The organism is uncultured Ruthenibacterium sp., from assembly GCF_963558415.1.
In the GTDB taxonomy this organism is placed as follows: domain Bacteria; phylum Bacillota; class Clostridia; order Oscillospirales; family Ruminococcaceae; genus Ruthenibacterium.
The window spans coordinates 1-15,701 of record NZ_CAUWGY010000021.1; the positions used below are offsets into that span (position 1 = coordinate 1).

Genomic DNA, 15,701 nt, shown 5'->3' on the forward strand with positions numbered 1-15,701 from the left:
TTACTTGTCTGCATTTTGTGTTGTACCCCTATCACCTTGAAAATTTACGAACGATTAAAACGAAACACTTTACTTCGCGGTATCGTTTTGATGCTGGTATTTTTCGTAACGATTGCCTATATGGTTGACGCTACCAGCAGCCCATTCCTTTATTTCCGATTCTAATCTGGAGGAACTGCGCATGAACATCATTCACAAAATTCGGCAGTACCCTATTGTATTCCTTTTTCTTGCATTTTTGATTGGATTTGCCATCTTGGATGAACTATGGCCTAAGCGAGAATATTCCGAATTGGAAAACCGAAAGCTTGCTCAGCGTCCGACTTTTACCATTAGCAGCGTCCTTGAAGAAAACCCCAACAACACTTGGATGTCGCAATACGACAAATACACCAAAGACCAAGTTGCATTTCGCGACGGTTGGATTGACTTGAAAAGTCGGATTGAGGCATTGTTTTTAAAGACAGAAAACAATGACGTTTGGCTCGGCCAAGACCACTATTTGTTTGCTAAGTTTCTCTCTTTAGGAGAAAGCACTCGTTTCTATCAAAATCTCAGCGCAATTGAAAAGCTTTGTGAACGCCATCCCGATATGGTGGACGTTATGATTGTACCATCCGCCAGTTTGATTTTAGAGGACAAACTCCCTTATGATGCTCCTGTAGCAAATGAAGATTTGTATTTGGACGAACTTGCTGCGACGCTTTCGGGGAAAGCCTCCGTATACGATGAGCGAGAAACACTTCGGCAGCATCAGGATGAGTATATTTATTATCGTACTGACCATCATTGGACGGATAACGGGGCCTATTATGCCTATCAAGATTATATCGAAGGACAAGGTTTGACTCCCGTTTCACATGAATCCCTTCCTCTTTCTACAGTCGACAACTTCTACGGAACTAATTATTCCAAAGCACGTACGTTTAATGCCATTCCCGATACAATCACTTATCCGGATTTGAACAACATCCTTACGATTCATAATTTCGATCCTCTGGGAAATGAAACGTTAGAACCAGGTCCTCTCTATGACACATCCGCTTTTTCCACCAGAGATAAATACAGTGCTTTTCTTCGAGGGAACAACGGATATTCTACTCTGGAAGGAAATGGAGAAGGAAGTATTCTTGTCGTCAAAGATAGTTATGCCAACAGTTTTATTCCCTATCTTACGCAAAACTATCGAAATATAGGTATCGTTGATTTTCGTGCGAACAACGAAAAGATTGATTCTATTCTTGAGCGAGGAAATTATGAGCGCATTTTAATTTTGTATAGTTTCCAAGGTTTTGCCTCAGACATTTATCTGGCTAGCCGGATTGCAGTTGCATAAAAGAAGAGCCGTGGGTTAAAAATCCCACGGCTCTTCTTTATACATTTTTAGCATCTTCCTGTTCGTAGGTCTCTTGTTCTTCCATTAACAATCCCCACTCATTGTATGCTTCGTCTTGACGAAAACGCGCATCGTCCAAGTCATCGCATACTTTCTGAAGCTGGATGTGATCTTTCAAAATTTCAGGATCATTAATTGCACCTTCCAAATCCATAATTTTGAGCTCCAGCATTTCCATTTCATCTTCTAAAGCCTTTATTTTTGCGCGCAACTCTGCCTTGCGCTTACGCTGTTCTTTTCCATACGCCGGACGTGCAGATACGACCTTTTCTGAAACAACTTTTTCTTCTGGGCGATCACGCCGCATAAGTGCTTCATAATTTTCGAACTGACACACGCTACCGTCTTGAAGATAAAGAATCGGGCAAGCCAAACTATTCATCAAGTATCGATCATGTGTAACTAAAATTAGTGTACCCTCATAGGCTGCCAAAGCGCGTCCTAAACTCTCTCGAGTATAAATATCCAAATGGTTCGTCGGCTCATCCAAAAACAACAAGTTCGGACGTTCCAACAAAATCTCAGCAAAACGAAGTCTTGCCAATTCACCGCCGGAAAGTGACGCACAGTTTTTAAATACATCTTCTCCTCGAAAGTTTAATTTTGCCAGATGACTTCTAACCTCTAATTCTGTCATCTTGGGATATTTATCCCAAATGGCATGCAACACCGTGCCTGCACGCCTCGTTTGCTGCTGTTCGAAGATTGAAGGCTTAGCCCCTGCCCCCAGCCGAACTGTTCCTGTTTGGGGTTTCAATTTTCCGTCTAAAACACGCAAAAGTGTTGATTTTCCCGCTCCATTTGGACCTGCAATAATTCTGCGCTCTCCACGCAAAATTTGCAAATCCAAATTTTGAACCAATGTTCTACCGCCCAATTGAATACCAATATTACGTGCTGTTAGTAACTCGTTATAAGGTAAAATATCAAATTCAAATCGGAATTTCAACTCAATATGGGCAGTTTTAGGAGCTTGTGTAATCTCCATCTTTTCCAACTGTTTGCGCCGACTCTGTGCCATTTTTGTTGTAGATGCCCGCACCAAATTTCGCGCGATATAATCCTCTAGTTTCTGCGCTTTTTCAACATCGGCTTCATGTTGTTTCTGCTGAAGTGTGACCTCTGCTTCTTTTTGCGGAAGATATGCTGAATAGTTTCCTTTGTAAGCGGTCAGGATATGCTCCTCGATTTCAAAAATTCGATTACACACTTCATCCAAAAAATATCGATCATGGCTAACTGCTAAAATAGCGCCAGCATATCCTTTCAAGAACTGCTCCAGCCATTCCATTGTTTCAAAATCCAGATGATTCGTTGGCTCATCCAAAATCAGAATGTCCGGGCGCTGCAATAGCAGTTTGGCTAACCGAAGTCTCGTATGCTCTCCGCCGGATAAAACCGAAACTTTTTTATCGTATGTTTCCGGTGGAAAAGCCATACCATTTAGAATTTTTTTGATCTGGGTATCCATGTGATAACCATCCCCAGCATCCACTACCGCCTGAAGAGCCGCGTGCTTTTCCATTAAAGAGCGGTCTTCTGGATGAAGGCTCATCTGTTCCTGCAGCAACTCCATTTCTGCCATTGCATCCAGCACGTTTTGATAGGCCTTTCGCATCTCGCCATATACAGTCTGCGTAGGATCCAAAAAACTGTTTTGCTCTAAATAACCAATTGTTGTACCGTGCGCAAATACAATTTCTCCTTGATCCGGTTCTATCTCACCTGTAATTAATTTTAGGAACGTTGTTTTCCCAGCGCCATTCTCTCCTATGATGCCCACACGATCTTGCGCATCCAGAGTACAGCATATGTGTTCCAGACACACTTGGGCCCCAAAACTTTTATTTAAATCATCAATGCTCAGTAACATAAAATCCTCAACTACGTTATTTCATAGATTTCAACATCATCATTGGAAAACACACACGAAAAAGCCGCAAGCTGCTCATTATCCCCTGCGTATTGTTTGGAGTATACCAAATAATTGATTCCGTTTTCTACGCACAACTGATAAATTTCTTCATGCGTGGATTCCGAGTTAAATAGTGCTTCATTCACACGTTTTTTTTCGGCTACTACCTGTTCGGAAACTCCCATATTGGTGATTGCATACGTATAGCCTTCCATATAGGCCTGCCGTCCGGACAATGCAGAATAAATACTGGAAATCCCATCGTTTGTATTAGCCATCGTATGAATGCGATTTGTGGCGAACACCGCATCCTGTTTGGTATTTTCTCTCATCCATATCATTGCTTCTTCATCGCCAGAACGAACCGTACTAACATAGGGATATTTCGGAATAATGTCTAAATTCCGTCCCAATTGACGCATGCCACTTCCGGTAAAGTTTATCACTAAAATCACAGTCGTTGCAAGTCCCAGTGCACCGCAACCTATTACAAATTTTTTTAAATATCCGCGAATATGGTCGATCTGATCCACCGCCAAAAGATTTAAAAAGAAAATTGCAATCAATGCAAAATACAATTGGCTGTAGGAAGGATGCCAAAATAAGAAAAATGCTAAAAATCCGCCGACTGTCACTCCGTTTGCCAACAATCGCTCCGCTGGCAGATGAAAAATGTATTTAACATCTTTGGGAAGCCCATGCAAATAAAGTGAAATCTGAAAAGGTTGCATGCAAAAAAGTGCCAAAAATCCGCCTAAAAGCAGGCGTATCCAGTGATCATCTTGAAGACCCAAGGCACCAAGCCATTGATACGGCGGCATATTTTTGATCGTCTCAAAGCCAAAATGAACGCTCGTATTTACTCCTGAAGAAAAAATCACAAAATAAATGACTAGAAAAATTGCCAGTACTCCGGCAAAGCACAAAAGAGCCCTTCCCCATTTGGGCTTTCGAAAAAGCAATAACAACATTGTTACTGTAAAGCTGCATGCCACAATTGCTGCAGCCGGTCCCTTTGCAAAGCAAACTAAAAAGAAACTGCATAAAAAAGTTGCCAAATAAAAAAAGTTCACTTCAAACTTTCTTTGGGCCAAATCCTGAAATAAAACCACAAAGATGGAAATAAAAATCAGTGCCGTACTTTGTGAATTTACATTTGTAATCAAATGCAGCATATTGGTATTGTTAAAAATACCTTTTCCATTTAAAAGCGCAGTCCAAAGACTCGCGCAATTAAATAGGAACATAGAAAATGTGAAAAAGAGAGCTTTATTCTTGTTACCCTTATAAAAATGGCAGCCCAGTTGATAAAGGCAGCACAAAAGGCCCGCCAAAACAACCGGCCCAATATACGATACAAAAATATCGTAACAAGAAATGCCACTTACATAAGAAAGAGCTCCTACCGTCAGTTCTGTAAGATAATGATAAGCAAGACGAACTTGGGAAAAACGGATATCCTGCGGTGGAAACGCCAAATGAAAAGATTCCGCATTTCCAATATTCCATAAAACATCTTGGTTCGGTAAAATTTCTCCTACGACACTTGCATGAGCATTTTTAACCGTGACCATTAAAGCAAACAATGCCGTCAAGCAGGACCACAACACCACAATACATTTCCTGGATGCATCTTCTTTGAATGATTTAAACCAGAGTTTCCAATCCAGCCTTGCAATTGTCAAAATCCAAAAAAATCCCAATACTGGTGGTGCAAGTCGAACAATCCATAAAAGGTTCAGGCGCTCTCCAAAACAATACAAAGCTGCTAAAAATCCAGTTCCGAACAAAATGGACAAAGGGGCTGTAAAATCCGGAATATTTTTACCCATCCCACTTGCCCACACAAAAAAGCGTCCCGGGAAATACAGATAAAAGGCAACACACATAAAAAAGAGGAGCATTTCCACAAGGGAACTGCCGCTCAGTTTCACCACTAAAAGGTAAAACAAAAAGCAAGCCGCGCATACTACAATTTTTACGCGTCCAAAGCCCTTTTGCATTTTTTCGGCCAATTCGGTCAACATGGTACTCCTCCATATAGGTCAAACGGCTGCCATCTCTAAAAGACGGCAGCCGTTTCTCTCGCTTTATTTGAAAAATCGATTGAGCGCAGTTACGGCCAGGCTGATAATGCCCATTACAATAAAAATACCGCACATGCCCATTAACATAACGCCCAGAGATTGTACTAACTGTTCCATCTTCAGGCCTCCTTTATCGTGCAATCAAATTCAAAATCAATCCGCCTGCAATAACACTGGCGATTTGTCCGCCTACATTAACGCCTGCTGCATGCATCAACAAAAAGTTTTGCGGATCCTCTTTTAGTCCCATTTTATGAATCACACGGCTGGACATGGGGAACGCAGAAATACCGCACGCACCAATCATAGGATTAATTTTCTTTTTCGTAAAGAGGTTCAGCAATTTGGCAAACATAACGCCACCCACTGTATCGAAAACGAAAGCAAACAAGCCGAGGCCCAAAATCATTAACGTTCCAACCGTTAAGAACTGATCGGCCTGCATCTTGGTGGCAATTGTAATGCCCAAGAAAATCGTAATCAGATTGGCCAAAACATTTTGCGCCGTCTCCGACAAACTATTCAGCACACCGCACTCTCTGAGCAAATTACCGAACATCAAAAATCCAACCAAAGCAACACTTCGCGGAGCAACCAGTCCCGCAATCACCGTCACTACAACTGGGAACAAAATTCTGGTGGTTTTGCTAATTTCTTTCGCCTCGTAAGGCATGCGGATTTTCCGCTCTTCCTTTGTAGTGATAGCACGAATGACCGGGGGCTGAATAATGGGAACCAATGCCATGTAACTATAAGCCGCTACAATAATTGCGCCCAAATATTTTGTTCCGTAGAAGTTCGCTAAGAAAATGGCTGTCGGGCCATCTGCCGCACCGATAATGCCAACGCTGGCCGCATCCTGAATGCTAAACATCCCAGGGAAAATCATATTTACAACGCAAGCCAATGAAATGGTAAAGAAAATACCAAATTGAGCCGCCGCTCCAAACAGCAGCAGTTTCGGATTGGAAAGCAATGGTCCAAAATCGATCATCGCTCCAATTCCAATAAACAAAAGCAACGGGAAAAGTTCATTTGCAATGCCAGCTCGGAACAGAACGTCGATTGCACCTTCCTCTAAACCGCTCTCATAAAGTTGATCAATGGCGCCAGACAGCGGCAGGTTAACTAGGATCGCACCAAAACCCATCGGTAAGAGCAGACTTGGTTCCATGTCTTTTTTGACCGCAAGATAAATAAAAATTCCTCCAACTGCCCACATTACGATCATTTTGGCGATTTGTATAGCGCTCATAGACAGCAGCGCTCCAAACATCGCTTCGACAAACGTTGTGATTAACTCCATTCTTGATTCTCCTTTTTTTATTTACATCTAACGCGCCTTTTTTATGTGCGCATTACACCAATTTAAGACATCCCCATATACTTGCGGCCTATTCGTCTCATTGAGCATCTCATGACGACCGCCCTGATAAAGCTTTATCGATACATCCTCTACGCCTGCTGCACAAAGCATTTCATATACCTTCTGAACGCCTTTGCCATAGGCCCCTACCGGATCCATATCCCCCGAAAACAAAAAAACAGGAAGTTTCTTTGGGATTTTACTTGCCCATTGCGGTGTACTCACCTCGGCCAAAGTACACATTAAGTCATGGAAAGCACTTACTGTAAAAACAAAAGTACATTTGGGATCCTTTGCATATTGTGCGACGATATCTTTATCACGTGTAATCCAATCATATGGAGTGGCCGGTGCTTGAATCTTGCTCAAATAAGAACCAAAGGCCAAACGATTGATAAATGACGAACGGTATTTTGCACCTTTCCATTTACTCAAAAGATTCGTCAAAAGAATACCCACACCAGACAACGGATTGGGTCCACCAGTTCCACTCAATAGCAAAGCTTGAATCGTATCGGGATAATGCACCGCATACAGACGGGCAAAAAAGCTTCCCATACTATGTCCCAAAAGAAAAACCGGACAATTGGGATATCTTTCATGAGCCAGACGATTCATCGTTCGAAGATCTTCTAAAACATGCTTTCTTCCATTCTCCTGTGCAAAAAAGCCATCTACTCCACCGTCGCTGGTAACGCCATGCCCAAGGTGATCGTTTCCACAAACCGCAAATCCATTACGCACCATAAAAGCGGCAAACTCTTGATAGCGACCGATGTATTCGCACATTCCATGCGAAATCTGTATCACCGCACAAGGTGTTTGGCCAGGAAGATCATAAAAATATCCAGCTACACGATCACCCGCATTAGCCGAATCAAACCATATGGCGCTTGTCCGGATTTCCGACATTGGCCAGCTCCTCCTCTTCCATCACAATTTCAAACAATTGTTCCAAATTAGTAATGGTATACGTTGGCTTTTCTTTTTCAGGGCCCGGCGACATTTTAAAGTTACACCAGCAAGTATCCAATCCCGCCGCGTTGCCACCGCTTATATCCGCCTTTAATGAATCTCCCACCATTAAGACCTTTTTGCGATTTTCAATTCCAAGGGAGTTAAGTGCCACATCAAAAATTTTCCTAGACGGCTTGGAGGCACCCACCTTACCAGAAATAAAGACTCCATCAAAATAAGGAAGAATCCCCGCACGTTCCAAACGTCCCAATTGTACATTCTCGACACCATTGGAAACAATCACCAACGTAGCAACCTCAGCCAGTTCCTTTAATACATTTTCCACTTCCGGAAAAACATCTGCTCGCTGTGTCAATCGAGCTAGATAATATGCGTTCATCTGTACAGGATCCTGCTTTATTCCCAGCTCTTCCTGTAACTTTTCAAAGCGGCGTACCACCAGCTTCTCCTGCCGGATTTCTCCCCGCTCCAGTGCCGCCCACAAAGCATCGTTGATCGAGCGGTAAATTTGTTCCGTCTGTTCTGTTGCAGGAAAATCAAAATGTTCCAACGTTTCCATTAACGCACCATGTTCGGCAGCGCTAAAATCCAAAAGCGTGCCATCCAAATCGAATAGAACACAATGATAAACAGCCATTTTCAAACCTGCCTTTTTGTTCCTCTATTGTACTATTATGTCTTATTTTACACGACTAGTCAATATAAATTTACATGCAGAAAGGGAGCCGCATTTTGTACGGTCCCCTTTCTAGATTGAAACTATCTCTCTTGTGATTTGGCTGATTCATCCGCATATAAAACATCGTTCCAATCACTCAAATCATAATTCTCCTGGCTAGTAAAATTGGGATTGCAATCCCGCACAGGAGTGCTTTCGACAAAATCATTTGTCTCCTTTGGATACATGGGAATCCCCTCCTTCAGCACATTCTATGTTCTGAGAGTAGGAAGCGTTCTTCACGTATCAAACTCGCCTTTTACTGAACGTGCAAACAAAGCCTTTAAAGCATCGTCCGCATCAGCCTTCAAATAAAGAATGTCATAAATCGTTTTGCAAATAGGCAAATCTACATTAAATTGTTCACCTAAATGCACCAGAGCCTGAACCGTCGCAACCCCTTCGGCCAGTTCCCCATAAACCTCTCCTCGAATGTAATTTTCTCCATACCGTCGGTTATGACTATGGGGAGAAAACAAGGTTGCTTCATAATCGCCCAAGTGGCACAAGCCATATGCAGAAAGCTCATTTCCGCCCATCGCACGAATCAGGCGTGCAATCTCTCTTGCACCACGAGCCATCAATGCTCCCTTTAAACTTGAAAGCCCTTTTCCATCCAACATTCCGGCAGCAATTCCAATTACATTCTTGGCAGCGGCACCTACTTCCGTTCCAATTAAGTCATTGCCGCGATATAAACGAATCAAATCAGAGTTGAGCGTTCCCACGATAAACTCTACCGTTTTGGGGTCATCAGAATCGACCACCATACAGTTTGGAATGTGATTTGTAAAATCCTGCACGTGCCCAGGTCCTACCCATACGGCAACATTCACTGGTTTTCGAATCTCCTCCCGAAAAACCTGCGTTAGCCGCTTTCCCGTTTCGCTCTCAAGGCCTTTCATGCATAACACAAACGTTTTTCTCTCAACAGGAAACTCATTAATTCTCGCCGCCAGCTCTCGAAGATGCTGTGCCCCAATAGAAATTATGATAATCTCCCCAAATGCAAGCGCGTCCTGCAGATTGCTGGTCAGAGATACACTATTTGGCAGAGTGACGTACTGATTTTTGCCCGTTTCTACAAGTTCCTTGAATCCTTTGGACGTCTCACGCCCCCAAAGCTGGATGGCATGATTTTGCCCATGATACCACGCCAAAAAAGATCCCCAGCGTCCGCATCCCAATACTGTAATTTTCATAAATTCTCCTCCGTTTCAGACGTTGCTGATCCATTTTTGTTAGAATTGCTTCCGTATGAGCCAGCGGCTAACGTCCAAAGGAGTTTGAGCGGAATAAACCGGCGAAAAAGCCGACCATTCATCCGGCACACCATATCCGTACTCAACGACAATGGCAGGTAACCCGCAAGCTTCTGCCCCCTGCATATCATTATTCCGATCGCCCACCATAATTGCATTTTTTCCGCTAAAACAATCTTGCGCGAGCACATCCCGAATGACCTGCTCTTTCGTTTCAATAGTTCCTTCCGGTAGCGCACCGCCAACGTAATCGAAATATTGTTCTAAATGCAAATGACGCAACACAAACTGTGCTGCCTTCCGAAGTTTGCAAGTCGCCACTGCTAGCATAAATCCATCTTCTTTTAGGTCTGCCAGCATCTTTTCTACCCCTGCATATGCAGTACATTGATAAATCCCTGTTGTCTCGTAAAAGGCACGATAATCCTTTACCGCCTTTTCAACGTGCTCTTGCGCAAGAAACTGTGCAAAACTCTCTTTCAAAGGCGGTCCCAAAACATCCCGTTGTTGTTCCGGCGTCAGAACAACCCCATATGGCTCAAGCACCTTCGAAAAGGAGGCTAAAATTCCTGGTTTTGAATCCACCAATGTTCCATCTAAATCAAATAAAACTACCTGTATGTCTGTCATTCAGTCATCCCTTCAGGACAGGAGCATCCGATCATTTGCAAATTCTCCATTACTCGCCTGTTCAAATTTTTTCAGCAAGTCCGCTACTTGCAACTGTTTCTTTTCGTCCCCGCTCACATCGTAGATGATCTTTCCCTCGTGCATCATAATCAAACGATTCCCATAACGAATCGCATCTTTCATATTGTGGGTGACCATCAACGTTGTCAAACGGTTCTCTGAGACGATTTTTTCTGTGATAGAAAGAACTTTATGCGCCGTTTTTGGATCCAAGGCAGCCGTATGTTCATCCAACAACAATAATTTAGGATTTTGAAGAGTCGCCATTAACAATGTTACCGCCTGACGCTGTCCACCTGACAAAAGGCGAACCTTGCTGGTCAACCGATCCTCCAAACCCAATCCGAGCATACTAAGCTTTTCTCGGTATAACGCGCGTTCTTCATTGGTAATTCCCCAACTCAAGCCACGCCTTTTACCACGTCGATAAGCCATAGCCAAATTTTCTTCAATTCCCATGCTTCCCGCCGTTCCCATCATCGGATCCTGAAAAACACGTCCCAAAAATCTTGCTCGTTTGTATTCGGGCTGGGTCGTCAAATCAACGCCATCCAAGAGGATGGAACCCTCATCTACGCTGTATACACCAGCAATGAGATTCAACATTGTAGATTTCCCTGCGCCATTTCCGCCAATGACTGTAACAAAATCGCCATCGTGCAATGTCACATTCAAACCACAAATAGCCTTTTTTTCCGTGACCGTGCCCGCATTAAATGTTTTTCGAATGTTTTTTAATTCAAGCATCGGCCTTTCCCCCTTTTTTCTTGGATATTCCTTTTTTAAAGTACTTTCCGCGCAAGTAAGGAAGAGCAAGGAATACCGCCACTGTCAACGCACTAAACAGCTTTAGATCTTGTGTAGGCATACCACACTGTAAAACAAAAGCGATTACAATAAAATAAATAATAGAGCCGCCCGCAATCGAAGCAAGTCGATATGCAAAATTGAAGCGAGCGCCAAACACTACTTCGCCAACAATTACACTCGCTAATCCAATTACGATAGCGCCACGTCCCATATTAATATCCGCACTACCTTGATACTGTGCATACAAAGCGCCCGACAGACCTACAAGGCCGTTGGACAATACCAATCCCAATACTTTCATCGCATTGGTATTGACACCTTGGGCACGTGCCATCGCTTGATTGTTTCCTGTGGCACGAATCGCACAGCCAATTTCCGTTCCAAAAAACCAATACAAAATTGCAACTACTGCAGCAACCGCAATGACGCCTACAGCTACAGCCGGCCAAACATAGCGCAAACTGACCGTTAAAGGATACTGGTCCACACTTAACGGGACGTTGGATTTTCCCATAATGCGCATATTGATTGAGTACAAAGCAAGCTGCGTTAAAATGCCAGACAGAATCGCCGGAATTCCAAAGCAAGTGTGCAAAACGCCTGTGACAAGCCCAGTAAGCATTCCGGCCAAAAACGCAAAGAGCAACGCCAACAAAGGATTCATTCCACCGACGATCAAAACCGCGGCCACAGCACCACCCGTACACAAACTTCCATCAACCGTTAGATCAGCATAATCCAACACCTTATAAGTGATATAAACTCCTAACGACATAATTCCCCAAATCAATCCCTGTGCAATAGAACTTGGCATTGATTTCATAAAGGCCAGCAAAAAATCCATATCTGTTCTCCTCTTCCTCATGAACATTTGGGTCAAATACGCAAAAAATTCTTATGACACAAAGCAGCGGTCAGGACTCCAACTGACCGCTGCTCAATGGATTTTATTCGAGGCTCAAGTCCTCAGGAATTGTAACTCCAATCTCTGCCGCAATCTCCTCATTGATTACAACCTTCAAATCCTCCTGCTCCATGTAACCAATAGGCATCGTAGCAGGATCGGCTCCATTCACCAGGATTTCATAGGCCTGTTCACCAGCCTTATATCCCAGTTTATAATAGTCAATACTATAAGAGGCGAGTCCACCGACCATTGCGGAATTTTCTTCACCGCAAATCACCGGTACTTTCTCAGGGACTGTAATATTTTTTACGATCTCCATATTATTTGCCAAGAGATTATCAGTAGGAATATAAAGCGCATCATTCTCACTGGCAGCCTTTGTCACCACCGACTGAAGTTCATTGGAATCCGCCGCAGCATATGTCTGAACAGTAATTCCTTGCGCCTCAAATTCTTCTGTTGCAAGTTCTACCTGCACTTCTGAGTTTTTCTCGGCAGAACAATACAAAATTCCTACTGTCTGCACATCCGGACACAAAGTTTTTAAAAGCGAAACTTGTTCCTTGATTGGATTCAAATCAGATGTTCCCGTCACATTTCCACCGGGAGCTTTGTCATCCTTTACAAGCCCCGCCGACACGTAATCGGTACCTATAATGGGGATATCCCCTGTCGCCTGTGCTGCTGCTTGCGCCGCAGGTGTGGCATTTGCCAGAATCAAATCCACCCCATCGTTTACAAACTTAGATGCAATCGTAGTGCAGTTGGTCGCCTCGCCTTGCGCGTTCTGAACGTCAAACGCGACATCGTCGCCCAATTTTTCTTTCAAGGCATCCTGAAAGCCCTGCGTAGCCGCATCCAGCGCATTGTGTTCCATGTATTGAACAATCCCAACCTTGTAGCTTGCCGCAGAAGCTCCCTGCTGAGAATCACCTGATGTTTGATCGGATCCTGTGCCGCCACATCCGGTTGCACTGACCAATAACAATACCGCCGTCAAAAGTGCCCATGCCTTTTTCATCTTCCATACCTCCCCAAGAAAACTTTCCGCTCCTCGTCAAAAAGCTCCTTTATTGTGCTAAAGTATATCACAGCTAAACATAAATTGATATTGGCAAAGCACACAAACACTCAAGCCTTCGGTGTAACACATTATGCAAAAACCAACAATTTTACCCAAAAATTATTCGTTTTTTAGCCTAGATACGAACAAAGTAAATCAAAAGTATTCGCCAATCCCTCAATATGAGAACGTTCATATCCATGAGATGCATAAACACCCGCGCCAACCACGCAATGTCGAATATCATGTCCGGCACGAAGCGCTACATCTGCATCAGAACCGTATCGTGGATAAACATCCAACGCGTACTGCACCTTGGCGCGTTCCGCCGCCTCAACCAGATTGTTGACTACGGTACGATTGCAAGGACCTTGAGAATCCATGACGCAGATAGAAACTTTTGTCTCATCGCACTGTAAGCCATCGCCAACACATCCCATATCCACGCTGATCATCTCATTTACATCTTCTGGAATACAGGCACCACCATGTCCCACTTCTTCAAATGTTGTAAAATCCACATACACTTTCCGAGACGGTTGTTTTTGTTCATCTTTTAAATATTTAGCATAAGTCAATAAAATGGCTGCAGACAATTTATCATCCAAGAATCGGCTTTTAATAAATCCACTTTCCGTAACACAAAATCGAGGCGAAAGAGTAATAAAATCTCCCACATTAATTCCTAAAGACCGGACGTCTTCTGCTGTCTTAACTTTTTCATCCAAAACCACTTCTATATTATCAAAAGTACGAAGAGTTTGATCATATTCACCATTTACATGAACAGATGCATTTTCAAGCTGAAAGGTTCCACTAAATGTTTTTCCATTTCGAGCATGTACAATTATATTTTCCGTTTCAGCATTATTGGCCTGCAGACCACCAATTTTTGCAGCTCGTAATCTACCATTGCTCTTAACTTCTTTTACCATTGCACCAAGTGTATCAATATGAGCTCCTAACAATACCGGATTCTCTTGTCCGCCCAGGCAAACCATGACACCATCTTTTTGTGTAAGGGTAGGAATATAGCCCAAGTTAGCAAATTCATAAAAGCAATACCGAGCAGCCTGTTCTGTAAATCCCGTGGGGCTGGGGATGCGTACCAAAGCTTCCAGTTGGCGAAGTGCATATTTCAAATACTCCGATTTCATAAATCGTCCATCCCTTTTCAAATTCATTGTAAAACAGTATAACACAGCCAGCTTATCTTGAAAAGCTTCTCCTTTTTCGTTATACTGGTTTCAAAAACTAGATTATGAAAGGTTCATTGCAAGATGGCAGAAAATATAGACAATGTTGCCCATCTTCCCCGATGGGAAGAACTTCCAGATTTCGAACTGTATTTAGACCAAGTACTAAACTTGTTGGATAAGTATTTATTTCCTTTTGTTCCCTGCGAGGAAACACACATTGTAACTGCCAGCATGATAAATAATTATGTAAAACATCAGCTTCTTCCGCCACCTGTGAAAAAGAAATACGGACGTAAGCATTTGGCGCAACTAATTGCAATTGGTGTTCTCAAGCAAACTCTTCCTTTGCCGGTGATCAAAAATCTTTGCGAGAAAAGTGCCCCCGACAAGTGGTACAATCGCTTCTGTGAACTGGTTGAACAAGCGTTTTCCAATGTTTTAAAAGATCATTCCTGTGAAACAGCAATGGAAATGGCAACACTCGCTTGTGCAGCCAAGGCCGCCGCGGAAAAATTAGCCTTTCAAAACGTAGAAACGGACTCCGTATAGATGACGTTTGTCACATTCTGTGCTATAATTTAATACGCTTTTCCTCTTTTATAAATGGGGTGACTTAGTGGATCTGTATTCTTTAGAGGTCATTGCGCGAATCCACAGCGATTTTCCCGGGAAATTTGGTATTCCCAGGCAAAGCGGACTGGTGGATGAATTAAAAGCGCAGATTATCTTTGAACCTAAATTCCGAAATCTCGATGCCATCCGAGGCCTTGAAGAATTCTCTCATATATGGTTGATTTGGCAGTTTTCTCTATCACTGCGAGACAACTGGTCGGCCACAGTTCGTCCGCCTCGCTTAGGTGGGAATAAACGAATCGGCGTTTTTGCGACCCGTTCTCCTTTTCGTCCAAATGCTTTAGCTCTTTCTTCTGTGCGTTTGGAATCAATAAAAAATCATCCTCATTTGGGACCTGTGCTGTACGTTTCCGGAGCTGACTTAGCTGATGGAACCCCCATCTTCGATATTAAGCCTTATCTGGCTTTTACCGACAGTCATCCCGACGCAGTATGCGGATTTGCAGATCGTCATCTACAGGATAAGCTTACTGTTCATTGTCCCGAGGAACTCGCTATTCAATTGCCGCTTTCGGATAGACAAGCGCTTTTCGCGCTTCTTGCGCAAGACCCTCGTCCATCTTATCAAGATGATCCAGAACGCATCTATGGATTTCCGTTTGCCGGATATGAAATTCACTTTACTGTTCGTGGCAAAGAACTAACTGTAAAAAGTATCACAAAACAATAAAGGCGGT

Annotated in this window: 16 protein-coding genes; 3 read left to right on the plus strand and 13 right to left on the minus strand. The window is 43.2% G+C overall.

Features of this window, described 5'->3' with window-relative positions; genetic code table 11:
* Positions 1-181: 181 nt before the first annotated feature.
* Positions 182-1,336, plus strand: coding sequence for a DHHW family protein (locus AB5H98_RS05425; RefSeq protein ID WP_367924910.1), 1,155 nt, complete (start codon positions 182-184; stop codon positions 1,334-1,336).
* Between the two features lie 37 nt (positions 1,337-1,373).
* Here the strand turns inward: AB5H98_RS05425 and AB5H98_RS05430 are convergent, their stop codons facing one another.
* The 13 genes from AB5H98_RS05430 to AB5H98_RS05490 form a co-directional block, all read right to left on the minus strand.
* The gene (locus AB5H98_RS05430; protein ID WP_367924911.1) at positions 1,374-3,269 is read right to left on the minus strand and encodes an ABC-F family ATP-binding cassette domain-containing protein; all 1,896 of its coding nucleotides are present in this window, start codon (positions 3,267-3,269) and stop codon (positions 1,374-1,376) included.
* An 11-nt stretch (positions 3,270-3,280) separates the two neighbouring features.
* Entirely contained in the window at positions 3,281-5,338 is a 2,058-nt protein-coding gene (locus AB5H98_RS05435; protein ID WP_367924912.1) for a hypothetical protein, read from the minus strand.
* 63 nt (positions 5,339-5,401) lie between these two features.
* The gene (locus AB5H98_RS05440) at positions 5,402-5,515 is read right to left on the minus strand and encodes an OadG-related small transporter subunit (RefSeq protein WP_367924913.1); all 114 of its coding nucleotides are present in this window, start codon (positions 5,513-5,515) and stop codon (positions 5,402-5,404) included.
* A 13-nt stretch (positions 5,516-5,528) separates the two neighbouring features.
* Positions 5,529-6,674 (minus strand): sodium ion-translocating decarboxylase subunit beta, encoded by a 1,146-nt coding sequence (locus AB5H98_RS05445; RefSeq protein WP_367924945.1) that lies wholly within the window; start codon positions 6,672-6,674, stop codon positions 5,529-5,531.
* Between the two features lie 57 nt (positions 6,675-6,731).
* On the minus strand, positions 6,732-7,676 hold the full coding sequence (locus tag AB5H98_RS05450) for a lysophospholipase (RefSeq protein WP_367924914.1): 945 nt from the start codon (positions 7,674-7,676) through the stop codon (positions 6,732-6,734).
* Positions 7,642-8,379 (minus strand): YjjG family noncanonical pyrimidine nucleotidase, encoded by a 738-nt coding sequence (locus AB5H98_RS05455; protein ID WP_367924915.1) that lies wholly within the window; start codon positions 8,377-8,379, stop codon positions 7,642-7,644. The genes AB5H98_RS05450 and AB5H98_RS05455 overlap by 35 nt, the downstream gene beginning before the upstream one ends.
* 122 nt (positions 8,380-8,501) lie before the next feature.
* Positions 8,502-8,648: a hypothetical protein gene (locus AB5H98_RS05460; protein WP_367924916.1), complete on the minus strand. Its 147-nt coding sequence runs from the start codon at positions 8,646-8,648 to the stop codon at positions 8,502-8,504.
* Positions 8,649-8,699: 51 nt separating this feature from the next.
* Entirely contained in the window at positions 8,700-9,662 is a 963-nt protein-coding gene (locus tag AB5H98_RS05465; protein ID WP_367924917.1) for an NAD(P)H-dependent glycerol-3-phosphate dehydrogenase, read from the minus strand.
* 39 nt (positions 9,663-9,701) lie between these two features.
* Positions 9,702-10,352: an HAD hydrolase-like protein gene (locus AB5H98_RS05470; RefSeq protein WP_367924918.1), complete on the minus strand. Its 651-nt coding sequence runs from the start codon at positions 10,350-10,352 to the stop codon at positions 9,702-9,704.
* A gap of 12 nt (positions 10,353-10,364) precedes the next feature.
* Positions 10,365-11,159, minus strand: a complete 795-nt coding sequence (locus tag AB5H98_RS05475; RefSeq protein WP_367924919.1) for an ABC transporter ATP-binding protein — start codon at positions 11,157-11,159, stop codon at positions 10,365-10,367.
* Positions 11,152-12,066, minus strand: coding sequence for an ABC transporter permease (locus AB5H98_RS05480; protein WP_367924920.1), 915 nt, complete (start codon positions 12,064-12,066; stop codon positions 11,152-11,154). Before AB5H98_RS05480 ends, AB5H98_RS05475 begins: the two co-directional genes overlap by 8 nt.
* 103 nt (positions 12,067-12,169) lie before the next feature.
* Positions 12,170-13,150 carry an ABC transporter substrate-binding protein gene (locus AB5H98_RS05485; protein WP_367924921.1) on the minus strand — a complete coding sequence of 327 codons (981 nt, stop codon included), beginning with the start codon at positions 13,148-13,150 and terminating at the stop codon, positions 12,170-12,172.
* Positions 13,151-13,323: 173 nt separating this feature from the next.
* Positions 13,324-14,349, minus strand: coding sequence for a M42 family metallopeptidase (locus tag AB5H98_RS05490; RefSeq protein WP_367924922.1), 1,026 nt, complete (start codon positions 14,347-14,349; stop codon positions 13,324-13,326).
* A gap of 123 nt (positions 14,350-14,472) precedes the next feature.
* Between AB5H98_RS05490 and AB5H98_RS05495 the strand changes: the two genes are divergently transcribed.
* Both AB5H98_RS05495 and tsaA read left to right on the plus strand, forming a co-directional pair.
* Entirely contained in the window at positions 14,473-14,940 is a 468-nt protein-coding gene (locus tag AB5H98_RS05495; RefSeq protein WP_367924923.1) for a DUF1836 domain-containing protein, read from the plus strand.
* 67 nt (positions 14,941-15,007) lie between these two features.
* A complete protein-coding gene (gene tsaA / locus AB5H98_RS05500; RefSeq protein ID WP_367924924.1) occupies positions 15,008-15,694 on the plus strand; it encodes a tRNA (N6-threonylcarbamoyladenosine(37)-N6)-methyltransferase TrmO in 687 nt (228 codons plus the stop codon).
* Positions 15,695-15,701 lie beyond the last annotated feature (7 nt).